The 22,685-nt window shown below is 52.5% G+C and carries 27 protein-coding genes and 1 riboswitch; of the genes, 15 read left to right on the top strand and 12 right to left on the bottom strand.

The annotated features are described in order from the left end of the window. Positions 1 to 103: 103 nt before the first annotated feature. From CO251_RS17120 to CO251_RS01845, 3 genes are all read left to right on the top strand, one after another. Entirely contained in the window at positions 104 to 268 is a 165-nt protein-coding gene (locus CO251_RS17120; protein WP_242968205.1) for an MMPL family transporter, read from the top strand. A 260-nt stretch (positions 269 to 528) separates the two neighbouring features. Then, positions 529 to 912 (top strand): DsrE/DsrF/DrsH-like family protein, encoded by a 384-nt coding sequence (locus CO251_RS01850; RefSeq protein WP_103374110.1) that lies wholly within the window; start codon positions 529 to 531, stop codon positions 910 to 912. A 39-nt stretch (positions 913 to 951) separates the two neighbouring features. Then, on the top strand, positions 952 to 2,007 hold the full coding sequence (locus CO251_RS01845) for a DUF1641 domain-containing protein (protein ID WP_103374109.1): 1,056 nt from the start codon (positions 952 to 954) through the stop codon (positions 2,005 to 2,007). 73 nt (positions 2,008 to 2,080) lie between these two features. Here CO251_RS01845 and CO251_RS01840 read toward each other — a convergent pair whose 3' ends face one another. From CO251_RS01840 to CO251_RS01795, 10 genes are all read right to left on the bottom strand, one after another. Further along, positions 2,081 to 3,769: a phospholipase C gene (locus CO251_RS01840; RefSeq protein WP_103374108.1), complete on the bottom strand. Its 1,689-nt coding sequence runs from the start codon at positions 3,767 to 3,769 to the stop codon at positions 2,081 to 2,083. 206 nt (positions 3,770 to 3,975) lie between these two features. Next, entirely contained in the window at positions 3,976 to 4,236 is a 261-nt protein-coding gene (locus CO251_RS01835) for a thioredoxin family protein (RefSeq protein WP_158246124.1), read from the bottom strand. Between the two features lie 13 nt (positions 4,237 to 4,249). Continuing rightward, complete coding sequence (gcvH, locus tag CO251_RS01830) at positions 4,250 to 4,690, bottom strand: glycine cleavage system protein GcvH (protein ID WP_103374106.1); 441 nt, start codon at positions 4,688 to 4,690, stop codon at positions 4,250 to 4,252. Between the two features lie 36 nt (positions 4,691 to 4,726). Then, on the bottom strand, positions 4,727 to 5,635 hold the full coding sequence (locus CO251_RS01825; RefSeq protein ID WP_103374105.1) for a CoB--CoM heterodisulfide reductase iron-sulfur subunit B family protein: 909 nt from the start codon (positions 5,633 to 5,635) through the stop codon (positions 4,727 to 4,729). Positions 5,636 to 5,672: 37 nt separating this feature from the next. Further along, complete coding sequence (locus CO251_RS01820; protein WP_103374104.1) at positions 5,673 to 6,368, bottom strand: 4Fe-4S dicluster domain-containing protein; 696 nt, start codon at positions 6,366 to 6,368, stop codon at positions 5,673 to 5,675. A 24-nt stretch (positions 6,369 to 6,392) separates the two neighbouring features. Beyond that, positions 6,393 to 7,202 carry a hypothetical protein gene (locus CO251_RS01815; RefSeq protein WP_103374103.1) on the bottom strand — a complete coding sequence of 270 codons (810 nt, stop codon included), beginning with the start codon at positions 7,200 to 7,202 and terminating at the stop codon, positions 6,393 to 6,395. Continuing rightward, a complete protein-coding gene (locus tag CO251_RS01810; RefSeq protein ID WP_103374102.1) occupies positions 7,199 to 8,245 on the bottom strand; it encodes an FAD-dependent oxidoreductase in 1,047 nt (348 codons plus the stop codon). Before CO251_RS01810 ends, CO251_RS01815 begins: the two co-directional genes overlap by 4 nt. A 23-nt stretch (positions 8,246 to 8,268) precedes the next feature. Then, positions 8,269 to 9,498 carry a heterodisulfide reductase-related iron-sulfur binding cluster gene (locus tag CO251_RS01805; RefSeq protein WP_103374101.1) on the bottom strand — a complete coding sequence of 410 codons (1,230 nt, stop codon included), beginning with the start codon at positions 9,496 to 9,498 and terminating at the stop codon, positions 8,269 to 8,271. 22 nt (positions 9,499 to 9,520) lie between these two features. Then, entirely contained in the window at positions 9,521 to 10,234 is a 714-nt protein-coding gene (locus CO251_RS01800; protein ID WP_173677050.1) for a 4Fe-4S dicluster domain-containing protein, read from the bottom strand. 39 nt (positions 10,235 to 10,273) lie between these two features. Continuing rightward, complete coding sequence (locus tag CO251_RS01795) at positions 10,274 to 10,642, bottom strand: DsrE/DsrF/DrsH-like family protein (protein ID WP_103374100.1); 369 nt, start codon at positions 10,640 to 10,642, stop codon at positions 10,274 to 10,276. Between the two features lie 408 nt (positions 10,643 to 11,050). Here CO251_RS01795 and CO251_RS01790 point away from each other — a divergent pair, with 408 nt between their 5' ends. The 9 genes from CO251_RS01790 (at position 11,051) to CO251_RS01750 (ending at position 17,372) form a co-directional block, all read left to right on the top strand. Beyond that, positions 11,051 to 11,482, top strand: coding sequence for a glycine cleavage system protein H (locus CO251_RS01790; protein WP_242968202.1), 432 nt, complete (start codon positions 11,051 to 11,053; stop codon positions 11,480 to 11,482). Positions 11,483 to 11,510: 28 nt separating this feature from the next. Further along, entirely contained in the window at positions 11,511 to 11,732 is a 222-nt protein-coding gene (locus tag CO251_RS01785; RefSeq protein WP_103374098.1) for a sulfurtransferase TusA family protein, read from the top strand. Between the two features lie 29 nt (positions 11,733 to 11,761). Continuing rightward, positions 11,762 to 12,133 (top strand): DsrE/DsrF/DrsH-like family protein, encoded by a 372-nt coding sequence (locus CO251_RS01780; RefSeq protein WP_103374097.1) that lies wholly within the window; start codon positions 11,762 to 11,764, stop codon positions 12,131 to 12,133. A 38-nt stretch (positions 12,134 to 12,171) separates the two neighbouring features. Further along, positions 12,172 to 13,266, top strand: coding sequence for a biotin/lipoate A/B protein ligase family protein (locus CO251_RS01775; protein WP_103374096.1), 1,095 nt, complete (start codon positions 12,172 to 12,174; stop codon positions 13,264 to 13,266). Positions 13,267 to 13,268: 2 nt separating this feature from the next. After that, positions 13,269 to 13,862, top strand: coding sequence for an HTH domain-containing protein (locus CO251_RS01770; protein ID WP_103374095.1), 594 nt, complete (start codon positions 13,269 to 13,271; stop codon positions 13,860 to 13,862). After that, the gene (locus CO251_RS01765; protein ID WP_103374094.1) at positions 13,855 to 14,553 is read left to right on the top strand and encodes a S9 family peptidase; all 699 of its coding nucleotides are present in this window, start codon (positions 13,855 to 13,857) and stop codon (positions 14,551 to 14,553) included. The genes CO251_RS01770 and CO251_RS01765 overlap by 8 nt, the downstream gene beginning before the upstream one ends. A gap of 240 nt (positions 14,554 to 14,793) precedes the next feature. Beyond that, positions 14,794 to 14,887: riboswitch (cyclic di-GMP riboswitch) on the top strand. A gap of 28 nt (positions 14,888 to 14,915) precedes the next feature. Continuing rightward, positions 14,916 to 15,605 (top strand): LuxR C-terminal-related transcriptional regulator, encoded by a 690-nt coding sequence (locus CO251_RS01760; RefSeq protein ID WP_242968200.1) that lies wholly within the window; start codon positions 14,916 to 14,918, stop codon positions 15,603 to 15,605. Between the two features lie 121 nt (positions 15,606 to 15,726). Further along, positions 15,727 to 16,017, top strand: coding sequence for a hypothetical protein (locus CO251_RS01755; RefSeq protein ID WP_103374093.1), 291 nt, complete (start codon positions 15,727 to 15,729; stop codon positions 16,015 to 16,017). A 98-nt stretch (positions 16,018 to 16,115) separates the two neighbouring features. Next, positions 16,116 to 17,372: a 3-hydroxy-3-methylglutaryl-CoA reductase gene (locus CO251_RS01750; RefSeq protein ID WP_103374092.1), complete on the top strand. Its 1,257-nt coding sequence runs from the start codon at positions 16,116 to 16,118 to the stop codon at positions 17,370 to 17,372. A 13-nt stretch (positions 17,373 to 17,385) separates the two neighbouring features. On the opposite strand, the gene CO251_RS01745 is transcribed toward CO251_RS01750, so the two are convergent. After that, positions 17,386 to 18,303 (bottom strand): ferritin-like domain-containing protein, encoded by a 918-nt coding sequence (locus CO251_RS01745; protein ID WP_103374091.1) that lies wholly within the window; start codon positions 18,301 to 18,303, stop codon positions 17,386 to 17,388. 209 nt (positions 18,304 to 18,512) lie between these two features. Then, the gene (locus tag CO251_RS01735) at positions 18,513 to 20,084 is read right to left on the bottom strand and encodes an acyl--CoA ligase (protein ID WP_103374089.1); all 1,572 of its coding nucleotides are present in this window, start codon (positions 20,082 to 20,084) and stop codon (positions 18,513 to 18,515) included. Positions 20,085 to 20,292: 208 nt separating this feature from the next. On the opposite strand from CO251_RS01735, the gene CO251_RS01730 reads away from it, so the two are divergent. The 3 genes from CO251_RS01730 to CO251_RS01720 all read left to right on the top strand — a co-directional run. Then, positions 20,293 to 20,763, top strand: a complete 471-nt coding sequence (locus CO251_RS01730; protein WP_103374111.1) for a phage tail protein — start codon at positions 20,293 to 20,295, stop codon at positions 20,761 to 20,763. Positions 20,764 to 20,901: 138 nt separating this feature from the next. Then, complete coding sequence (locus CO251_RS01725; protein WP_103374088.1) at positions 20,902 to 22,221, top strand: cytosine permease; 1,320 nt, start codon at positions 20,902 to 20,904, stop codon at positions 22,219 to 22,221. Positions 22,222 to 22,384: 163 nt separating this feature from the next. Beyond that, the coding region (locus tag CO251_RS01720) for a recombinase family protein (RefSeq protein WP_146038952.1) at positions 22,385 to 22,685 on the top strand (301 nt) is incomplete at its 3' end.

Raw genomic sequence — 22,685 nt, 5'->3', positions numbered from 1 at the left:
TGGAAGCATGTCCTCTTCTTCGACCATCAACCGCCAAATTCCTCCTGATCAGCAAAAGTGCCGGAGAGCCATTTTTTCTTGACAATACACAGATGCCATCAGCATGAGTGGCCTTGGCGTCATCGTGGACTATGCCGTGTTTATTATCAGCCGCTATCCCCAGGAGCAGATGCGGGATGAGACGCCCGTGGCTATCCAACGCGCCTTGACGACGTTGGGGCGGGCGGTATTTTTTTTCTGGTCTGGTGCCGTCAATCTAGGCCTTTGAGCATAGGGTTTCATATGGTTGGACTCTGAGGAAAAAGCGACAGAAATCCACCGTTTTACTTGGTGATTTCGTTCACAGGAATAATAATCGAGGGCCATATGACCCTTTTTACGCGGGCCAGAAGTTCCTAGTAGTGGGGTTGCGACTAGAAAATAATAAATTGAGATTCGGTCCACTGTGACAGGTGTTGTTCTGTCATGCTTCGCGAATCCATCTCCCATCTTGGTCCTGACACATGAGCCGTACGATTAAGGAGGCCTATGATGAAAAAAGTTGCGATTATTTCGAGTGCTGGTGATATTGAGGGTGCATACAAGACGCTGAACGTCGCCAATGCGGCGGCGGCGATGGATGCTGAAGTTAGTGTATTTTGCACCTTTGGGGGCCTACAAATGCTTATGAAAGATCCCCAATATCCGCTGAGTCCCGGTATGGAACCCTTTAAAGAACGCGCTGCCACCTTGCCTTCGATTAAAGAATTACGCGAAATGGCTATGGATATGGGCGTGAAATTCATTGCTTGCCAGATGACCATGGACTTGATGGGCATTGGTCCCGAGCAACTGATGGATGATATTGTGACGGCGGGTGCCGCAACCTTTATGGAAGACGCTCTCGACGCGGATAGCACGGTGACCTTTTAATCAGTATTCGTAGGGCAAGGGAGAAAGGAGGCAGGTACGGTGGTCGTAGCGACGCGGGAACAGCAAACCCTCCACGAAAATTGGACTAGCGATTTGCTGGAATCAGTGACCGACCGGATGGACAACCCCGAAGTGCTTGATGGCGTGGGGAAAATGCTGGAAATGCTGGGCATTATGAACGAAAGTGGCATCTTAGATATTGTCGTGACCATGATGCAATTTGCGGGATTGATGCCGGATGCCGATCCCGCTGACGTGGTGGATAAGCTGTGGAGCTATTATGAGACCCATGCGGATTGGGTTCAAGAATTACAGTCAGTGCAAGTAGACAACTTGCTGAGCTTGACCAAGTCCCTGAGCAATCAAGCGATTACGGAACCCACAAATGCGTTGCTGAAGGCCTTTGTACAAGCCGGGGCACTGCAACAGTTGGTCGATACAATGGGTCAACCCGAAGTGTTGGAGGCCTTGCCCAAGATGTTGGACATGGTAGGTCGGCTCCAAGAACATGGGCTGCTCGACACCGTCCTATTAGGATTAGAGTATTTAGATGCGTTGCCTGAAGCGGCTGATGGAATGCAGGCGGCGGACCGATTGGGGCAGTGGCTTGAGCGTTCTCAAATTGTTGATACGGCTGCCGCGACCAATTGGGCCAATCTGATCACGGTGACACAAATAGCCAGTGGAGATGCGATGGTGCAGGTGCTGCGTTTGGCGGTGCAACTCCTAGAAGAGGTACCGCAAGACACGTTCTCCCGCTTGATTGGCATTACCGGACAACTCTTGACCATGCTAAGCGACATGCATGCCTGGGATTTAGTGCAGGACCTCTTAAACATGGTGCAGAAGGTCAAAGACGCCGTTGATTGGTCCGCGTTATTCCCGGGCCTGATGGGAACGGATGGTCATCTCAACTGGCCCGGTATGGTGAAAGTGATTCAAAATGTGGCTGAAGAGAACAAGCGAAAAACATCAACCTTTGGAGGTATGAAGGGGATGATGGCGCTGATGCGCGACCCCGATGTGCAAAAAGGGATGCACTTTGCTATGAGTCTCGCTGGCCAACTCTCCCATTTCGCTTTGTCCGGGGGCTAACCAAAAAGCTCACATGGATTGGTGTTGCAAGCAGAAAGAGGGCCCATGCAATTAACGGGCCCTCTTTGGGTTGTTAAGACGGATCGCTGTCTAGGGGATGGGCAAAACCTTGAGGGCTTGTAGGGCCACGCGGCGTCGGTGAATGAGCCGGAAGTGCGGTGGTAAACTGGGCTGTGGTCATAGGGAGCACCGCCGTGGGGCCGATTGTCGTCACTTGCGTATTAAGCACTGTGTCCGGTCCTACGCCGACGTCGAGGGTGGCTCCCCCATTAGCCGTGTGTGTTGATGAGAGGGACCAGGCATGAATTTGATAATAACCTGCGTCCGGGAACGTGAGCGTTAAAGACGCTTTTCCGTGGACGAGCATGACATGGTCTTGCCACCCTAGCGGCAGTTGCGTCCCTTGCGGCGCGACTAACTGCAATGCGATGGGCTCGTTAAACGTCGGATCGGTTTGTAGCGCAACGGTTTTGGCCTCTATCGTCAGCGTCATACGTTGTCCAGGTTGAGCCGCTTGCGATTCACTAGGTTTATTGGTGATTTCTAAGGTATCGACGGGCACGTTAGGTAGACTGACCTTTGAAATCGGATGCGTCGACTGAAAAACTGAGAAGAGGTCATTCGCTTGCGCATCGCGGGCCGTGAGCGGTGGCAACTGCCAAAGGTGTTCCATAAAAGCTAAAATGGACACATTGGATGTCAATGCATCGTCTAATCCGGGTTTGACCCAAGGCGAAATGATTACCATGGGCGTGCGCGTTCCATATCCATAGCGATAGTTTTGGGGAGGACTGACATGATCATAATACCCGCCGCCTTCATCATAGGTGATGAAAATGGCGGTCGATTTCCACTCAAGACTCTGCATCAAGGCCGTGACAAGTTGTCCCATCCAGGCATCACCTAACGAGATTTCGGTAGGCGGATGTTCACTATAGAGCCACGTGGGGACGACAAATGAGAAAGACGGGAGATGGTTCGATACCACGTCGTTCATAAAGGTGTTGAGGTTATGCACGTGGGCGTTCCACTCGGCCGAATTCTGATAAATCGGGGTGTACCATAACGTATTCCAATGGCGGACAAACCCTAAGCCATTTTGCGCGTCATTGCGAGATACGTAGTCGCCTTGAAAAATGCCCCAAGATTTCCCATGACTCGCGAGATCTTGGTATATGGTGGGAAAGGAAAATGTAAAATTCGGCGGGCTGTCCGAAATCCATCCACCTGCCGTACCGGCAATGGCGTATTCTCGATTGGGCTGGGTGGGTCCTGTAGCGGGTTGGAAGTTGTCTTCCGCCAAGACAAAGTGTTGGGCTAATTGCCATTCGTTAGGGATATTGGCGCGGCCAAATTCGGTAATGGCAGCTAGTCCGTTATCAGGATACACGGTGTAATAATTCATTTCGCCGTTGTGCATCATCATGATTTCCGGGGCCCGGTTATGGTTAATGTCCACGGTGTCGCCGACATTGCCCGGTGCGTTCATAGGGGAAACGCCTGGCGCTTCGTAGTTTGTGTCGGGATTAGGCAGGGTAAGATTAGAGGGCAATCCGTTGGCATTGGGAAAGTGGCCAAAGAGGTTATCAAACGTGTGATTCTCCAACATAATTTCCACCACGTGGTGGATAGGAGGAGCGCTTGAAGACGGCGCGTTAACAGACGCCGCATATTGGGGTGGGGAGCTCCAAAAACTAATCAGCAACCCTGCTATACCAGTGGCCGCGGTTAAAGCCCAAACGCGGCGACGAACACGTTGCATGGACGGATCATCCTTTCCTATGGAAATACGTAGGGTAGATGAGGGGAATCCTTTGAGAGCATACGAAAAGTCTGTGATCTTGCCATGGAGGATTCATGAAAATTTCATGAATAATTGGTAATAAGTGGAACGGATATAAAAAGCAGGCGCGGAAATAGAACGCCTGCTCTTGTGCTTCAGCCTTTCAAGGTCTCGGTTGTTCGCCGTTACGCGGTGAGACCATGAGTTTTGAGGAGATTGATCGCCGTATTTCTGTCGATCACCCCAACATGCACAACTTGATTGTTGATAATGGTACTTGGAACACTGCGAATATATAGTTTCACCGCCAACTCGCGGCCTTCCAACGTCCCGACATCCACCTCCCGTACCGTGAATTTATACTCATCGGCGAGTTGTTTCCATTGCCGAATCGTAGCGGGACATGTACGGCACCACTGGGAGGTCGCGACAATGACTTCGGGCATAGGACTCGCCTCCTTAGCTGCACCGCATACATTGAATTTTGTCGCGAACAATCTTTTCCCGGTACAGACGCAAAGCCTCATCGCCCGTAACCAGATGATGCAAGTCTTGCTGCGGATCATACGATAACTTTGCAATCCATGCTGCACCGTAGGGATCAATGTTCAACAGTGCAGGTTCTTGCAATAATGTGGCATTGGTCTCCACAATCGTACCGGAAACTGGGCAGACCAACGGGCCTGCCCACTTGCCACTTTCCAGCGATGCTAAAGACTTCCCTTGCTCAATCACTGCACCAACCCGTTTGGGACGAACAAAGAGAATACGTCCGGAGAGGGTTTGGGCAGGATCGGTCATGCCGACCGTGGCAATGCCATTTTCTGTCCGGACCCACACATTGTTTTCAATGTCATAGAGCAGATTCTCGGGGATATCACACCCTTGAATTTCGGCCATGATAAACCTCCTTGGTCCCCTGCTGACATCGAGCAGCTACCGAATGGCCGGTTCGGCCAAAAAGTGCCGAATCAAGTCCAAAGACCCGGATTCCATATCCCCGACGTGCAGTTCCTCGGGGCGGTGGCCAAAGGCGATGCCAATCAACTGGGTATAATACATGACAGGGAGTTTGGCAGTATCCCCTACCATGCCGACTGCACGAAACTGCAGTGCGTCAAGTCCGCCAGCGCATTTGGGGCACATGAGAGCCAAAACGTCTGCACCACTGGTCTTGGCGGTCGATAAGATGCGACCCGTGAGTTTTCCAGAAATTCTTTCATCGGACAGAAGATTTTTCCCGCCGCAGCAGGTGGTCTCGGCCCGGTGTTCGACCACGGTGGCGCCAAGGGCGGCCATTAAGTCATGCATAAAGTGGGGATGTTCTGTGTCTTCGCCAGCAATCTGCACAGAGCTAACCATTTTGGCAGGCCTTTGATACAAGCAGCCATAGTAGGGAGCGACGCGTAACCCAGTCAACGGCACCTTAACATGTTTGGCAATCGTGTCGAGCCCTACCACGTTGACCAGGTACTCCAGTGTGTTGCGCACCGTGGGCTGCTCTTTAATGAGAGGCTCGTCAGCATCCTTCAGCATGGCCTGAATGTCTTCCAGATTCTTGCCGCCCTTTTGGACGGCGTACGCGGTCCGAGATAATTCGTGGTAGCAGACATTACACGAGACCATGACCTCGGTTTCCCCTTGATTAATGAGGTGTGCCAGATTGCGCGCGGGTAAAAAGTGACTTTTGATGCCTTCCCCTTTGAGTTCTCCTGCGCCGCAACACGAGTAATCCTCCACGTCCACCAAGGTCATGCCCAAGTCTTCCGCGATGACGCGTGTGCTGACATCATATGCCCGGTCGATGGTTTTCAACGAACATCCGGGAAAGTACGCAGTTTTCATCTCATATGCCTCCTTAGTGTCTGACGGAATTCTTGGCCTATGCCCTGGCCGAATCGGTCAAGACAAAACGGCTACGGTTCCAGTGGCGTGGCCGCCCAATCAACAAGGTTTTAATGGCGCGTCCGTCCTTCAGCATTTTGACCGCTGCTTGGCGCAGGTCCGGACCAAACAATTCTTTTTGACGACCGAGTTTGCTTAAGAATTCGGCCTGCAAGCGCGGCAAGCTAAGGCGTCCATACGTTTCCAGTTGATGACGGTAAGCCTCGTGGTTAGCGCGGTAGGCAGGATCCATCTTTTCGGGAACTTGCGTGCGCAACCACTGGCCAATGGACTCAATGACTTCGGCCGTATTGACTTCCTTTGGACAGTGATTGGTGCAGATATAGCAGCCAACACACCTCCAGATCACGTCAGCATTTTTGATGAGGTCGTCTTTGCGCCCGACACGGACCCAGTAGATGAACTGACGTGGATTAAACGCCGGAATCTCTTGCGCTACAGTGCATCCCGCGGTACACATCCCGCATTGAATGCAGTTGTCGATGCTTTCTCCGATGGCACTGGCGCGCACTTCGTCCCAAGAATCTAAATCTCGTTGAGAATGTACGCGTGTTTTGAGCATGGTGTTCCAGCGCCCGGAGATGTCAATGCCGTCCATGACCAGATTTTCTTCCTCCATGATTTGGTCATCTTCGAGCAACGAACGTTCAATAATACCAGAGCCTTTGGCCACTTTAGGGTCACCTCCTTAAAGTCGTTATGACTGCATCCACGAATCCGGAGCTTCCACTTCTTGCCCCGTGGGAACGGCCTCCGGCGGGATCGGCAGACCCAGAAGATAGCTGACGACGCCGAGGACAGTCGGAATGGTCGAGAAAATAGACTTAGACGTGGTGAAATACATCTTGTAAAGATAGTCTGCGTAAATGTACGCCAGAACTAAATCGACTGAGTACACGCCCCAGCGGTGCAATCCTTGGTCTTGCAGCACGCTGTCTAAGCCTTTAATCCGGGCAAACAATTCGGCGTAATTCGCACCATACGCATGAAATCGGTCATGCCCGTTAAGCCCCGGCTCATTCGTGAATTCGAGAAGATAGGGCAGAGCCCCGGTTGCGGTCTTCCACGAATAGACCCACTGCGGCCCCAATGGATATCGCCGCGGCGCGTAGAAATGAAGAAATTCAATGGCGAGGTCATGAGCCTGTTCTTTAGCCACCATGGGCAAACTCATCCCCAAGGCACGGATTTGGTCATCGACATCGTCATCCATTTCCAACAAGGTCACCAAGTAGAGCTTCACCTGACTGAGAGGCATTTGAGACTGGATGGTGGGCAATGCGCGCCGCCAGCTGCGAAGGCGCCGTAAGGCGCTTTCCCATTCGGCATCCGTTGTCATCGCAACGGACAGAGGATTGGCAATATGGTGCAAGAGCCGAGACGTCTGATTTAGTTCTTGGAGAGTCTCTTCCAACGGGATATGATCCAAGTTCTCTTGCACGCCGCGCCACGTCTCTTGCATTCTCGGGCTCTGGAGGCGCTCCATAAAGTCTTCAAACTCGCTCATACGACCACCTTCGTTTTCAGATACTGCATGACGGCAAGACTCGCCACGTCCCCTTCGGCTATGGCATCCTCAATCGCTTTCGGACCACTCGCACTGCCCGCCACGAACACCCCCGGTCGACTCGTGAGACTCGCATTTTTCATGGGTTCAGCTTGTTGCACAAAGCCGTGCGGCTCGAGGTCGATATGAAACTTTTGCGACAAGGTCCGAGTTCCCTGACTAGGTTCCATACCTGCGGCTAACACGACTAAGTCAAACGGCCATTCAAAGGGACCACGCACTAAGGTGTCTTCACCTTTCAAAACCGGCTGCCCATTTTTTTGGGTGACTTCCGCAATACGGCCTTTCACGTAGACGACCCCACTTTCTTCCTGAGACCGCCAATACAGAGTGTCTTCCCAAAGCCCATAGGTCCTAACGTCCATGTAAAACATGCTGATGCGTGCTTTCGGCAATTGTTCGCGAATTTCGATCGATTGCTTGGCAGAAACCGCACAGCAAACGCGGGAACAGTACGTATTGCCGACTTGCCGGTCTCGGGATCCGACGCAATAGATAAAGGCGACGGACTGCGGGACTTCGCCATTAGAAGGACGACGAATGGGTCCTTTGGCAAACATCTCTTCGAGTTCTGCCCCCGTAATCACATCCGGGAACAAACCATAACCGTATTTGCCATCACGGGTCGGATCGAAGTGATCAAATCCGGTCGCTAAGACGACCGCCTGTGCAACCATTTGTTGCGGTTTGGGGCCTTCGAGTTGGACTTGATAACCGTCACTCACTTCTTCTACCGTACCGACAGTCGTGTTGGTCAGGATTTTCACGTGCGCATTATTTTTAACCGACCCAACGAGCCGCTCGACTAATGCGGGACCGCTACTAAAGTCCGGCATCAAGACTTGGTATTGATGCTTTGCCACGGCGCCGCCGAGATAGTCATGCTGTTCGACCAAGGTCACATCAAATCCGAAATTTCCTAGGGTTGCCGCCGCTTGAAGTCCCGCCGGGCCCCCTCCGATGACGATCACTGAATGAGACATCTCGCAACCTCCTTGTTTTGGGGCTATACCGGCTGTTCGACCGGGGGAATATAAAGTTGTTCCGGTTCCTTGCCGGCGCGTAATTCTTCTAGGTATGCTTCATAGGCGGCTTTTGAAGACTGCCAGTCAATGCCCATCTTATCCAGGAGTTTTTGCCATCCAGAGGTGTGCCATTGAATTTGCACCACCTTATAGGGATCGGCGCCTGCGGCTAAGGCCGCAAATTGGACATCGGCCATGACCGGCAGATCATAGTTGTAGCCATGGGCTTTGCCAATCCATTGGTTCTTGTCAAGCGTGGTCGTGCATCCCGTATCTTGCGTAATCGCGACATCGGAATGCGCTTCTTCGACCATGACCTTGATTTTGCGTTCGAGCGAGAATGAGCGGGAAAATTCGCGTTCGGTCAAGATGTGGCGGAAGCCAAATCCGCAGCAATCATACCAAGTGGAATAGTCAGCGACTTGAGCCCCCAAAGCGAGTAAAATAGCGGTCGTGGGCGCTGGGCGTTCGCCACCATAGATGTTGGGGTCATAGATGACGTCTTCAGGAATCAACTTCCACACGTGGCACGCGGGATGTACCGTGGTCACGATGTTTGACACGTCGTGAATGCGCATGGCTGCGACACGGTCGCGTAAAACGTGCAGCCATTCGCTGTAATGTACGATTTCTTCAGGAATCACCAGTTCCCGGCCGACTTTATGCATAATCCGCCGCACTTCATCGCGCAAGTCTTTGTGCTCAATTAAGAGATTGCGCATCTCTTTGTAATTACCGAAGGACGTGCCACAGTGAATCAGTGGGAAATAGCCGGTTTCATAGGCGCGGTGCCAGTTCCGGACCGCTACACTCGCTAAGGCGACCAAGTTGGACGTGCCCGAACCATGGTAGTTCCATGCGGTACAACTTGTTTGGTGCGTTTCGTCCAGATACTCTAACCCCATTTTGTTCATGAACCACATGATGCTCGTCGGGTATCCGGGGATATTGCCGCATTGCCCACACGATTTGTGATGCCATAGTTTGTTTGTGGGGATGCGTTTCGTGCGTCCTAATAAGGTTTCGACGGTAATCGGCTGATTTTCTTCTGTAATGTGAATAACTTTTACCTCGCCCCGCGCCTCTAATTCGGCGAGCTCTTCACGTGGGTCGGGTTTCTGATTTTTTATAAGGGCACGCTTGTCGACAGTTTTGGTAACAAACTCCCAACCACTGGTCTTGATGTTTCTGTCAATCGAATTGGTGGCCATCTTTTTTCCTCCGTTTCTGGGATTAGCGGCTAGATTCCACCATATCCCGGAGATCCTCAACCATATCCGCCACGACTTCATAGAGATTGGGGTCGATTTCTTCAATCAGACGAAACACGCCAGTTTCTTCGTAAATGGAATACAGCTCATACGATGTCTCCGGTGAAACCCGCCATGCTGACGTCGTGACCTGCAGGGTGTAAACAGGAATCGCTTTACGCTTAATGGCCAAATCGGTCGAACTCCAAGGAATTTTTGGACCCCAGTCGGGGAAGAAGTCCGGCTGAATCATATCCGGCGTCAACTGGTTCCCGATGGACAGCACTTTGAGCAATACACGCCCATAGGGCTTCAATAGACGGTGGACGGCCTCCATGCCGCGCCATACAGCGACTTCCCGCATAATCATCACTAAGCCGCCTGGGGAATTGTGGAACGGGCAACGCATAGCACAGGTATAACACTGAGCGCACGCCCAAATGTATTCATCCATCATGGCTTTGACGGCTTCCGCGTCACCCGATAACACGGTCTGCACGACGATGCGTGGAGAATAGTCAAAGAACCGGTGGGATGGACACGACCCACTACACACACCACAGTTGAGACAGCCATGAATCACTTCCTCGTAACGCAAGTCGCTTTGAATCGCCTCTAGCAAACTTTGCGCGTCTTGCTGCCCCACATCATCGGGATCAAGCCGGAGATGGGTGACGGTGTCGTTGTCATGACTCATCAATAGTCACCTCCTCTAAGCGAACAGATGCCGCTTTGTCTAGCTGAGATACACAAGCCGATCAGCCGATAACAGCAATTCATGAAAATCGGCGGCTCCGATCCACTCCATCGGCCACATGACCGCCTCGGGATCCAGATGAACCAAAGGTAAGCTCAACCGACATCCATAGAATGTGACCGACTGCTCTTGCGCGGTGTGGATGAAATCCATCAGCCGCTTGCCACTGCCATCCAGTGCTAAGGTGTTTTCGGCAAACCCTGGCTCAAAGATTGACAGCCCGCTTTGAGTGAAAATAATGGCCGCTTCATGGTCGAGGGCCCGCGCCACGGTAGCCATGAAAAAGACCGTAAAACAGCGCTCTGGCTGTTCCCGACCACGTGTTTGGACATACACAAATCGCGCCATTTGATCTTCTCTCCTTTGCTTTTCGCATCAATCGGGCTGGTTCTTTAGAGCCAACGGCTGATTGGTGTCATCCTAGCACCGATTGAATTGCGATTAAATAATCCGTGCGCATGAATTGCGTATGCATTTTACTCCGATCATTACAAAGTACAGCGACCAAGCGTCTTTACTACTGCTTGGTCAAATCCAACACCGCTTATCCCAAGTACGACAAAAACGCCACCGGCTCGCCGCTTTTGTTTGGTGAAATGCCTCACAATGTAGGGGAGATAGGGCCATGTGGTCCATATTGTGAGGGCCATTCGGTCCTACTGCGTTATGGCTTTAGAGCCAACAATGACTGTAGCGCCTCGTAGTGCCTGAACCCGTGGTCTAACGGTCAGGCGGTGCGCGGAAGGGAGAATAATCGTGGCTGAATCCGAATGTATTATTCCTGAAGATCGGTATTACTGGATTGAGAAACATGTGTGGGCGCGGCCCCTCGGAGATTTAGTGGAAGTGGGCATAACGGACCCCGCACAAGGGTTGGCAGGTAAAATGTTGGTGTGTCGCATTAAGCGCGCTGGCCGAGAGCTCAAACGGGGCGCGAGCGCTGCGACGCTGGAGAGCGGCAAGTGGGTGGGCGGCGTTTCGACCCCGTTGTCCGGTGTTATTAAAGAGGTCAACGATGTGCCTGAAAAAGATCCCGAGGCGTTGAACCGCGATCCCTACGGAGCCTGGCTCTTTCGAATGGCTCCTAGTAACTGGGCGGAAGATGCCAAGGAACTGGTAACAGGGTCTCAAGGAGTGCAGGAATATCGCGAGAAGATCGCGCAAGACGGGATTCGCTGTGGTCATTAATCGGATGTGGTGAAAGGGGAGGACAGGGATGGAACAGGTGGTGGATGTGCGGGGACTCTCGTGCCCTATGCCCATTATTAAAACCAAGAAGGCGATGGATCAAATTCAGCCGGGGGATGCGTTGGTAGTGTTGGCCACAGATCCTGGCGCCGTTGCAGATTTTCAGGCGTATGCGCGGCGCACGGGTCATAAGTTGTTGCAGGCGGAGCAAGTGGAAAAAGAATTTCATTTCAAGTTGGAAAAGGTCTAATAGAACGGCCATCCTAGGAGGCGGTATAGATGGAGACGAAAAAGATTCTGTACATTCAGACGTCTGGTCCGGATACGCCGGCGCGTATGGCGTCGCCTTTTTTTCTCGCCACGGCGGGGTGTTTGTTAGACCATGACGTGACGATGCTTTTTACGATGCACGGAACGCAACTTATGAAAAAAGGTGTGGCGGAACAGGTGTTTGTCAAAGAAGGGGGCCAAACCCTGCAATATTTTATCGACCAAGCGCTAGAGGCGGGTGTCAAGTTCTTAGTGTGCACGCCTAGCTTGGATTTGAATGACATGACGAAAGACGACTTAATTGATGCGGTCACTGACGTGGTGGGAGGAACTTTTGTCAATGAAGAAGCGTTAGAGGCGGATCTGGTCATTTCCTTTTAGGGTCACCACCTAGGCGCAGGAAAAAAGGGGGTCGCGTTATGCGCGTGGTCAATTTAGGGACGGTGTCCGTGCCCAGGTCTTTAGCCGTTTTTCATGCAGTGGCGCAAGAAGCAGCGCCTTCGGATGAAATGACGTTAGTGTTTGCGCGGCCTGCAGAAGCGTTTGTCTCGGTGGGATATCATCAGTTGGCCAGCCGGGAATTGAACGTGCCCTATTGTCGCTCTCATAACATTCCCATTGCGCGGCGGTTAGTCGGTGGAGGGGCGGTGCTTCTCGACCATAATCAGGTGTTTTGGCACCTGATTATGCCGGGGGCGCATGCATCGGTCAAAGATTTGTATCAGGCGTTGCTGCCCGCTCCTGTCGCTGCATACCAGCGCATGGGGATTAATGCGGCGATCCGGCCGCTGAATGACATTGTTGTGGGGTCGCGCAAAATTGGCGGCACGGGTGCCGCGACGATTGCGCACAGTCTGATTTTTGTGGGAAGTTTGATGTATGATTTTGATCGGGAGCTAATGGCGCATGTCCTCAATGTGCCTTCCGAAAAATTCCGTGATAAGACGGTGCAGGCGATGCGAGATTACATGACGACAATGACAGAGCAGTTGCCACAAGGGGTTCCGTCAGCGGAGGAAGCGATTGACATTTTAAGTCAAGAGTTTGCTAACATGCTCGATACACCTGCGCATTATGAGGACTTGCGCGAGAATGAGGAAGAAGCGGCCAAGCAGTTCGCCGTTCAGTTGTTTGATCCCGATTTTGTCTTTCAAAACGAAGGCTGGACGGTGCCTGGCACGAAAATTACCGGGGACGTTTACTTGTATGAAGGTCTTTACAAGGCGCCAACCGGATTGGTGCGAGCCATTTGGCGGGAGCGGGAAGGCCTTATTGAAAGTGCGTGGCTTGGGGGAGATTTTTTGATTGAGCCTGCCCAGGCGCTGCAAGCACTGCAAGATGCTATTAACCAGGCGTCCTTGTCTGTGCAAGACCTGCCCGATTTTGTGGAGCGCTTGTTTCGTGAAGGCAAGGTGAAAGGTATTGCCGCTGATGATATCGTTCAAGCCTTTCTACATCGGGCGAACTTAGAGGAAGCGGCAATGGCTGAAGGGGGAACCCAAAGGGGGGCCTGAATATGCCGTCGGGGTTGCGTGAAAAAATTGTGCTCTATTTGACAGACCATCCCGTGGTGACCACTGAAGAATTGCGGCAGGAAATGGGGGTTTCCAGACGGCATGTGCAACGAACCCTGCACCAACTGGTGAGCGAAGGGGTGGTGCGCATGTCTTTGTTACCGGGATCGCGCCATACGGGAGAATATCGCTTGGTTCCGAAAGAGAGTACGGCCATGCAACCGGTGAATCGGTTGCTCAGTGCGATTCAAGAAGCCGGAGGGCCGGCTTTGCGGGATCGTATTTTAGAAATTTTTATTGATGATTATTACCGCGGGCGCATGGACCACACACCTGACGATGTGTCGCGTGATGAGTCCTTAATGATGAGCTGGAATAAGACCCCGAATGGCTGGTGGATTACTATGCAGCGATGCCCCTTTCCTTATTGGCGTGGAACGCAGTCCGTCTGCGATGCGGAAGCACGGGCGTTTGCGCATCATCTCGATGCGCCGGTGATTCATTTGGCCGATGGAGAGCGAGGTGTCTGCCAGTTCTTTGTCCCTCTGCGTACGGATATGGCGACGACTGAGAAGGGGGAACGGCACGATGACTGAGGCTAAATGTGAAGAGATTCTCGTTATTGGGGATTTTCCTGATCATCATCCGGAACAAGGGTTGCGAGATCTTGCGGCGATTCGTCCCGGAGCTGACTGGGAATACATCTCGCTAGGAACACAAGGTCCAGATTTTTACCGCGATTTGTTTTTTGGAGGCTATTTGGCCACGATGCAACGGGCTCGGCAATACATTGCGCAGAAATTGGCGGACAGTCCACCAGGTCGGCGCTTTGCTATTATTGGACGGGGTCTGGGCGGGTTGGTAGGCCTTTGGGCGGCGGCAGATAACCGGACCGCGCCGATCCAATGTGTCGTGTCCATTTCCAGCACGCCCAATTTAGATTACTTGAAAGATAAACATCCCCATTATGGATGGCCCGCAGATGAGGTGAAAAAGGCACTCCTCGATTGGGATGTGAGTTATAAGGTGCCGCGCATTGGATCGCGGGCGGTGCTCTTGATCCATAGCGACAATGATAGCGAGATACGGGCCAATTGGGCTGAAGAATTTTTCTTATTGGCGACGGGCGTCAGCAAGTGGCCAGAGCGGTGGGACTATCACCGTATTCCAGGATTGCCACATGTGTGGCCCGGCTCCCTTGGGGAACCTTGCCGAGAAGCTCTGAGTTATACCAAGCAGTGGGTCGACCAGTATTTGGATGACACGGCGGTTGTTCCGAGTCGCTAACAAGACAGGTTTTTGCCTCCGGTTCGGGCGCGGAGGCTTTTTTTGATCCACGTTGTCTTAAACTTCGACGTGGTAGAAGTCTGAGGAATAAGGAATCATCCGTCCGCATATTCTTAATTGACCAAAAAATTATCAGAAGGTATAATTTTCCTTAAGATTTTCTTCCGAGCGTAAGATAGGCTCAATGGCCTTGAGACCTAGGACAGGCACATGATTTGATGCATCTTAACGATGAAACGGAATAGATAAAGGCACCCCGAGTGAAAACTCGGTTCGCAAAGCCACAGGGTCTACCGTCCCGTTGAAAGGGGGCCATGACAGCCGTGCTGCCGCATATGCATCCAGGAGGATCTTCTTCGTCAGTGGAGTTTCCGCCCGGGGATTTCTATTGGATTTTTTCACGGGGCTTAGCATTACGCGGGATTGTGTCCATCTTTTTGTGGTGGAATATCATGGCGTTTCCCGGAAAGAGCCTTCCCCATGCGTGGCTGTCTGCTTTTGTTGTCTCGGCTGCCGACATTTTGGCATGGTTGTTGCATCGGCACCACGCGAGTTCCGTTATTTTATTGGCGGTTATTACAACAGTTTTTGATTTGGTCTTAGGTCTCGTGGTCCTTACGGAATTTTCGATTACGCTGGCATCGAATGCTCCCGCCCTCTTGCCTCTCATTGGCATTGAACTCATCGCCTACTACAATGGTGTAGGCTACTGGATTGCGGTAACCTACTGCAGTATTGCGGTTTTGACGTTATGGCCTTTTCCGTCCCGTCCTTTGACGAGTCTAGCCGTTAGTCATATGGCCTTTTGGTTGATTGTCAATTTTCTTGTTCTGTCCGCTGCGGCAACGCTTCGGCATCGCGCGTCTGTCGTGGAAGTTCACGATGCCTTGGGGAGTCTGACAAGTCGAGAACGTGAAGTCTATGGTCTTTTGCAGTCGGGGTTGAGTCAGCGAGAGATCGGGGACCAGTTGCATATTGAGAGAAGTACAGTGAAAACCCACGTGCAACATATCCGCCAGAAACTGGGGTTGGACGATTCCAAAGAAAGCTAGTCCGCGGGGGATGTTGGCATATTCTTTAATCCCCCGGGGGGCTATGACAAAATCACCTCGATCTCCCCCTTCCTCATCACCCCACGCCTCAGTTATACCAGTTGTGAAGGAGGCGATGCATGTGAATTCTACAAGCCAATTGGTTTCCCTAGGCAGCATTACGCTGGCGACAAGTGGCATTATGAAACTGTTGCTCATCCATTATCCTTGTCTATCGATTCCGCGGGCCGTTTTCATCATTGCCGAAACCTTAATTTGTTTAGCTGCTGTGTTTGCGCAGCAGTTTCGCTGGAGTGGACTTCCTGACCTCTTGTTTAACGGCTTTATTAGCGCCGCGTGTTCGGTCGAGATGCTCGAATCCAAGACGCGCCCTCCCAAGGTGTCTCCCCCGCATCCTGCACCGAAGCCGTAAGGCTGTGTGTTTTATGCTAAGGGGTACTTTCTCGGTGACATTGTCCTCCTGTTTGATACAATAGGACAGAATGTCTAGCAGAAGGGAACGATGGATGGATGAAATTTCGGTGGCCGCACCGGAATCATGCGAAGGCGATTGCGGAACGCCAGGCCTATCTCCGCGCGTTGCCGCAGATGGAGCAGAGCGGTCAAGAGATCTTTTCGTGGTCTTTGGGTCCTGAGCGATTAGCTTCTTTTCAAGAGTGTCTCACGGGGGAAATGGTCTTGCCTGTAGGGGTCATCGGTCCCCTCGTAATTGATATGGGGATTTATGAACGTGATGAAGCCCATCAATTGCAGGAAATAGGGCGCCACGCCGATCGTGTTTTTGTACCGGTTGCGCATACGGAAGGCGGACTGTCTGAATCGATGCTGCGCGGCATGCGGGTTATCGATTTGGCGGGTGGTGTAAAAACATGGCTTTTACAAGATGAAATGACTCGAGACTGCGCTTTTGTTTTTTCAACCGCTGCGGAAGCTGTCCGATTGGCGCGGTGGTGTGCCCAAGAGGAATCTCACTTGAAAGCATGGATTAACAATCCTGATCATCAGGATAAAGGTGCGGTGCGGGCGGCCATTTCGCGCCATGCGCAATTGTTGCGGATTCGCACCCGGGTTGTGGGCCCTGTCTGTCATGTTCTTTATGGGTTTGACACGCAAGAAGCGTGTGGGCCGAATATGATGACGCGTAACGCCTATGCCTTAAATGAGTATATTGTCAATGCGCTTAGTTCCGAGGGGCTTGTCCCGCACCAGATCTTTTTAGAGGCCAATTTAGGCGGAGACAAAAAACCGAGTTATGAATACTTTGCGGGCGGACACGGCAAAACCGTGGTGGCGGAAGTGGTGCTTCCGGATGACGTGGTAGCGCGTCACTTGCATACCACGCCTCAAGGGCTGCAGATGCTCGAATGGGTGGGCTTGCACGGGGCGCATGCGTCCGGGATGCAGTCATTTGGATTTACGCCCGCCTCCGCTATCGCTGCAATTTTTGCTGCGACAGGTCAAGATTTGGGGATGGTGGGAACTAGTAGCATGGCTCAGGCCACCGTGTCACGGACCCCTGAAGGAACTGCTTTTAGCATTACCTTAGGGGGGATAGAGGTCGGCACGGTCGGCGGCGGCACACAGTTGCCCCATGCACAACAATACTTGCAAATGATGCAATGCCAAGGACCGGGTTCTTCTAAGCGCTTGGCCCAGATTATTGGGGCGTCCGCCTTAGCGCTCGAGATTTCCGCTGCCGCCTCCATGGCGAGTCGGGGCAGTGAAAATTTTTTTCGCACGCACTGGCAGCGCGGTGGGCTCCGGTAGGGGCCCTCGTGCTTTAAACACATTGTGCGCGTTGAAATAACGGGGTTTGGCACAAGAGCGCCAGAAAGCAGGTTGAACAGCGTGACGATTTGAGCCCACGAAACGAGAGTGGGGTGGGATTGGCAGACGGCTCGGGAGAGGACGTACTGAAGCGGACTGACGCGGGGCCACGTCCGCTGGGGGGGAGTGCATCGTAAAGCCCAATACGGCGCGCTTTGGTTTCAATATCAGTGCGCAGACGGTCTAGAAATCCCCGACCATCCATGCCGACTTCTTCGGCATCAGCGTATAGCCGTTGATACATCGATTCCATAATTCCGAGCAGCTCGTCTTTCATGCCCATAAGGGCTTGCACGCGTTCTCCAGAGACCTGCGGGATCGAACGCTTGAGATAATATTCGGCAAACGCTTGATGGCGTGATTCATCGCGCAAGATGCGCCCCGATAGTTTGCCAAAAAGAGCTTCAGGCTGTGCTTTGGCATACAGGGTATAAAAGTTTTTGGCGAAAATGTCACTAATGAGGATGCCCCACACCCAATCTAGACGATCCCCTTTGCGCAATCGGTTATGATAGCGCAGCATTTCCGGCATCTGTCGAATTGTGAGAGGTTCCGCGCCGAGACGGCGGTAAAGGTTGGTTAATACTTCAAAATGGCGTGCTTCATCCATGAGAAAACTGCTGAGATAGAGCTGGGCGCTGGTTTCGCCCGCGTTGGCCATTTGCGGCAGAACGACGCTGGCGCCAATCATTGCGGACTGCTCGCCTAGATACACAGGGGTGAGCATGCGGGCTAACGCTAGTGATTGGGATGGAGAAAACTGAATGGGATCATTCCAGTCAACGTCGGCCGTTGACCACTGGGCTTTCACTCCTTTGTGGAAGAGGCGCACCAAAAGATCCTCGTCAAAACGTGGGAAAACTTTTATCACCAGCGACCATCCTTTCGAGAATCATGCCAGGCTTCTTGCTTCGTGACATGTGGAAGGGGAAACTTTTGCGCTGAAGCAGCGCCTTCCAAAACGTTACCAAAAGTTCTAGGCCATTGCAAACGAATGGCTTGTGCCCAGCGATTTTGCACGGATACAACAAGCCCACGGATCGTCACGCCGAACAATCCGTGGGTCTCACATGAGGCAATTTAAGAGTCTTTGGCCCACTCTTTTTGGCGCAGTTCGATGCGGCGGATCTTCCCTGAGACGGTTTTAGGAAGATCTGTCACAAATTCGATCGCGCGTGGGTACTTATAGGGGGCCGTTTGGGTTTTTACGTGTTCCTGGAGCGTGTGGGCTAGCTCTGGTGAGGGAGCAATGCCCGGCCTTAACACAACAAAGGCTTTCACGATCTCGCCGCGCACGGGGTCGGGAGAGGACACGACGGCTGCTTCCAATACCTCCGGCCGTTCAACTAACAACGATTCCACCTCAAAGGGGCCAATACGGTATCCGGAACTGATAATGACGTCATCAGAACGGCCGACAAACCAATAATAGCCGTCCTGATCAATGACGGCACGATCCCCTGTAATGTAGTAGTCTCCAACGAATCGCCTGGCCGTCCCTTCTTCGTCATTGACGTATCCCTGGAAGAGGCCGGGTGGACGTGTGGGTCGAACGCGGATGGCGATATCGCCTTCTTGACCGCGGGGCAACGGTTGTCCTGCGCTATCAATGACTGTCATCTCAAATTCTGGGGCGGGTTTGCCCATGGAGCCTGGGCGAACGGGAAGGCCAGGGGTATTGGCAATGAGCAGGACAGTCTCTGTTTGGCCATAGCCATCACGGATTTCTAGGTTGGTGGCGCGGCGGAATAATTCGATGACTTCGGGATTTAGCGGCTCACCAGCGCTGACAGCGGAACGTAAAGTCGGAAAGTGCCACTGTGTGAGGTCTTCTTTCACCACCAGACGATAGACGGTTGGCGGCGCACAGACTGAGGTGATGGGATGCGCTGACAAAATTTTTAAGAAGTCTGTCGGGTTGAATTTGCCTTCCATGTTATCCACCGCAATGGCAGCGCCCACCATCCAGGGGCCAAACAACGAACTCCAAGCCGCTTTTGCCCACCCTGTGTCAGAGACGTTCCAGTGTAAATCAGATTCGCTTAATCCAAGCCAATAACGGGCCGTGATGGTGTGCGCACGTGGATAGTCTTGATTATGCAGAACCATTTTCGGGTAACCCGTGGTCCCGGAGGTAAAATAAATGAGGGTGGGATCGGAGCGAAGCGTGGGATTTCCTGAGAAGCGCTCATGGGATAAAGAATACGGATCCAATGTCGCCCATCCTGGACGAGTGGCGCCGACAATAATTCGGATATCTACGGGGGCTTGCTGCTCATCGATTTTTTCGGCGGCATCAGGCGATACGATGGCGCACCGTGCCTGCGACGTTTCAAGGCGGTACTGTAAATCTTTAGCGGTTAGTTGCGTGGTGCCGGGCATCGCAACGGCTCCTAGTTTATTGAGGGCGACCATCACGGGCCAAAACGCCAGATCTTTGCCGAGAACAATAAGCACGCGGTCTTGGGGCGACACCCCTTGGTCGCGCAACCAGGCTGCGGTCTGATCGGAGATGCGAGATATATCGGAAAAGGTATAGGAGCGACTATCTTCAAAATTCAGAAAATAAAGCGCGGTATCATTGGGATGTGTGGACGCCAAATGGTCGATGACATCGCGTCCAAAGTTCCAGTAATCGGGTTGAGCCGACATCGCTGTCTCTGCCTCCTTGCATAACGAAACGCCTAAGATAGAAAATGATGGTGAGAACAAAACAACTCCAGTGCTCCTATCATATTAACGTTTTGTCGTGCACAGTGCTATGAGTTCTCGGAGAAACTGTCAGTGACTGGAAAGGACTGCAAAAGCACAAAGAAATAACCCGTTTCGCACTCAGTAGAGAGAGGTTGGGCCCATGAACATAGCGTATGTTGTGGATTTTCTTCAGGTTTCGTCTAGGGGATTGGAGTGTTCGCCGGTGGCAGATGCCTTAGCGGGCTTGCGGGCGCATGAAGCGCGGTATTTTAAAAATAAGTACAACCATGATTTTACAGTCATCCCGGCTCAGAACAGTCAGGATACCATATGCTATGTGCGCCGCATTCTAAAAGAAGAACGTAACATTGAATTGGCAGCCACTCCCTTGGAGACATCGCGGTTTAAGCTGGGCAATATTTGGTGGACCTATGTCTTCTATCAAGATGGGCTTGAGGTGAACGTCATGTATTCCGTAGATAATCCTAAGAAGCGTGCGGTGGGATTTAAACTGGCCGAAACGATGCCTGTTCCCGCAGAGTTAGAGGGGACATTTCGGTTTGCTCGGCAAAAATCCAAACTTGCGGGGACGATTCGGGGTTCGTTTTTTGTCATTAAAGGCCAATACGAATGGTGACTAACCGCTGACCTCTTTGATGGCCACGAAACACATCTTATCATTGCACACGTCCTGCTAGCATAGGAAAACAAGGCCTGTCACGCTTTGATTGACATATGTCATGACAGATGATATATCCTAATCGGAGGTGTCGCAATGGCGGAGGATATTGTAGAGGCTCGTGGCATTGAGTGGGTTCCCGCTTCAGAGCGCCATGGTCGTCCATCGCAATTATTTACGTTATGGTTTTCGGCTAATTTAGGGATGCCGGCATTGCTTGTCGGCGTGTTAGGCCCGGTACTTGGCCTGAGTATCGGCCAGACTCTCTGGGCGGTCTTATTGGGCAATCTCCTGGCGTCGACCCTGCTCGCGTTGGTGGCACAAGCAGGAACGGGACAAGGCTTAGCGCAGCTTCCGCTTGTGCGGAGCGTTTTTGGGCGTCTGGGAAACTATGTGCCTTCGTTTCTGAACACCTTATCGGCGACGGGATGGTACACCATTAATACCGCTATCGGTGGTGAAGCGGTATCTCGGCTTCTGCAGTGGCCTTTAGGATGGAGTCTGGCCTTGTTGGCCGCAGCTCAGGTGGCGTTGGGATACTTGGGCTACGGCGTCATTGTGCGGTTTGAGCGCATTATGGCCGCTGTTCAAGCGGTCTTGTTTTTGCTGATGACGGTTATCGGATGGCACTTGGTGGCGCACCTTCCGGCGGCGCGCCCGGCCTCTTACGGACCTTTCTTATTAGAAGTGGCGGCGGTGGCCTCCTATTCTTTCAGCTGGGCCCCTTATGCATCCGATTATGGTCGTTATCTGCCCGAAACCACGCCGCCCCGTCATGTTTTTTGGGCAACATTTACCGGATCATTTGCGGCCACGTTATGGGTGGAACTTTTAGGTGCAGTGGCAGGCGCGATGGGATGGGGGGCTTTAAGCCCTGTTGCCATGGTCAGTCGGTGGATGGGAGCGTTAACCGTGTGGGCGCTTTTGGCGATAGCCTTTGGGACGATGACGGCGAATGCGGTCAATGTCTACACGGCGACCTTGTCCTTTTTGACCCTCGATATTCGTGTGCGCCGTACCCATGCCGCGGCAGCGTTGGGAGTTGCGGGATGGATATTGGCGTGGAGCGCGAATGCCCATTTATTAAGTGATTATGAGAACTTTTTGCTCCTTTTAAGCTACTGGGTTGCCCCGTGGATTGGCATTGTGTTGGTTGCTAAGGCTCGGGGCTATATCAGCAAAGACCAAGCTTTGGGAGCTCCTCGCTGGAGATGGCCAGCACTGTGGGCGTTTGTGGCAGGGTTGATTGCGGTTGTTCCGTTTATGTCTACGACGTTGTTTGAAGGGCCCATCGCACGGATCTTGGATAATGGGGATACCGGGTATTATGCAGGATTTCTGGTCGCGGCCGTAGTTTACGGATGGTTGAGTCGCCCGGAGTCCCGTATGGCTGCATCCCGTTCGGCTCAGGGATAACAGACGTTTTTATCGCCTCAGCCCAGGTCCTAGCCACACAGGATCTGGGCTGAGGCGCGTGTGGCTGGTCTGCGCTGAGAGCCGTCGAGGAGGTTTAAGCTGCTTGCTGTCAATCTATGATGATCTCTGATAATATGTTATAATATAATAAGGTGATGGTATTATGGATGAGCAGTTTGTCAGTATCGGCAAGGCGGCCAAGATGCTCGGCATGAGCATCGACGGACTCCGGAAGTGGGAACGCGAAGGGCGCCTGATTCCGGTGCGTACCGTGACGAATCATCGGCGCTATCGGGTCGCGGACTTACGCGCCCTAATGCACGAGGATGCGCCTGATGGTGCTAAGGATACTCGTTGTCTCCTCTATGCCCGCGTCTCGACCACAAAACAACAAGACGCGGGGAACTTGGATCGTCAACTCGGGCGGTTAACCGCGTTCGCTGCGGAGCAGCGATGGACTGTGG

The sequence above is a fragment of the Sulfobacillus sp. hq2 genome (genome assembly GCF_002903155.1).
Classification (GTDB): Bacteria; Bacillota; Sulfobacillia; order Sulfobacillales; family Sulfobacillaceae; genus Sulfobacillus; species Sulfobacillus thermotolerans.
The sequence above is the reverse complement of the archived record's forward strand: the minus strand, read 5'-3'. Positions and strand labels throughout refer to the sequence as shown.

What these genes read in the sequence shown, in the direction of transcription:
- CO251_RS17120 (WP_242968205.1), top strand. Translation starts at nt 104, where the DNA reads ATGAGTGGCCTTGGCGTCATCGTGGACTATGCCGTGTTTATTATCAGC.
- CO251_RS01850 (WP_103374110.1), top strand. Translation starts at nt 529, where the DNA reads ATGATGAAAAAAGTTGCGATTATTTCGAGTGCTGGTGATATTGAGGGT.
- CO251_RS01840 (WP_103374108.1), bottom strand. Translation starts at nt 3,769, where the DNA reads ATGCAACGTGTTCGTCGCCGCGTTTGGGCTTTAACCGCGGCCACTGGT.
- CO251_RS01835 (WP_158246124.1), bottom strand. Translation starts at nt 4,236, where the DNA reads ATGCCCGAAGTCATTGTCGCGACCTCCCAGTGGTGCCGTACATGTCCC.
- gcvH (WP_103374106.1), bottom strand. Translation starts at nt 4,690, where the DNA reads ATGGCCGAAATTCAAGGGTGTGATATCCCCGAGAATCTGCTCTATGAC.
- CO251_RS01825 (WP_103374105.1), bottom strand. Translation starts at nt 5,635, where the DNA reads ATGAAAACTGCGTACTTTCCCGGATGTTCGTTGAAAACCATCGACCGG.
- CO251_RS01815 (WP_103374103.1), bottom strand. Translation starts at nt 7,202, where the DNA reads ATGAGCGAGTTTGAAGACTTTATGGAGCGCCTCCAGAGCCCGAGAATG.
- CO251_RS01810 (WP_103374102.1), bottom strand. Translation starts at nt 8,245, where the DNA reads ATGTCTCATTCAGTGATCGTCATCGGAGGGGGCCCGGCGGGACTTCAA.
- CO251_RS01805 (WP_103374101.1), bottom strand. Translation starts at nt 9,498, where the DNA reads ATGGCCACCAATTCGATTGACAGAAACATCAAGACCAGTGGTTGGGAG.
- CO251_RS01800 (WP_173677050.1), bottom strand. Translation starts at nt 10,234, where the DNA reads ATGAGTCATGACAACGACACCGTCACCCATCTCCGGCTTGATCCCGAT.
- CO251_RS01795 (WP_103374100.1), bottom strand. Translation starts at nt 10,642, where the DNA reads ATGGCGCGATTTGTGTATGTCCAAACACGTGGTCGGGAACAGCCAGAG.
- CO251_RS01785 (WP_103374098.1), top strand. Translation starts at nt 11,511, where the DNA reads ATGGAACAGGTGGTGGATGTGCGGGGACTCTCGTGCCCTATGCCCATT.
- CO251_RS01780 (WP_103374097.1), top strand. Translation starts at nt 11,762, where the DNA reads ATGGAGACGAAAAAGATTCTGTACATTCAGACGTCTGGTCCGGATACG.
- CO251_RS01775 (WP_103374096.1), top strand. Translation starts at nt 12,172, where the DNA reads ATGCGCGTGGTCAATTTAGGGACGGTGTCCGTGCCCAGGTCTTTAGCC.
- CO251_RS01770 (WP_103374095.1), top strand. Translation starts at nt 13,269, where the DNA reads ATGCCGTCGGGGTTGCGTGAAAAAATTGTGCTCTATTTGACAGACCAT.
- CO251_RS01765 (WP_103374094.1), top strand. Translation starts at nt 13,855, where the DNA reads ATGACTGAGGCTAAATGTGAAGAGATTCTCGTTATTGGGGATTTTCCT.
- CO251_RS01750 (WP_103374092.1), top strand. Translation starts at nt 16,116, where the DNA reads ATGAAATTTCGGTGGCCGCACCGGAATCATGCGAAGGCGATTGCGGAA.
- CO251_RS01735 (WP_103374089.1), bottom strand. Translation starts at nt 20,084, where the DNA reads ATGTCGGCTCAACCCGATTACTGGAACTTTGGACGCGATGTCATCGAC.
- CO251_RS01725 (WP_103374088.1), top strand. Translation starts at nt 20,902, where the DNA reads ATGGCGGAGGATATTGTAGAGGCTCGTGGCATTGAGTGGGTTCCCGCT.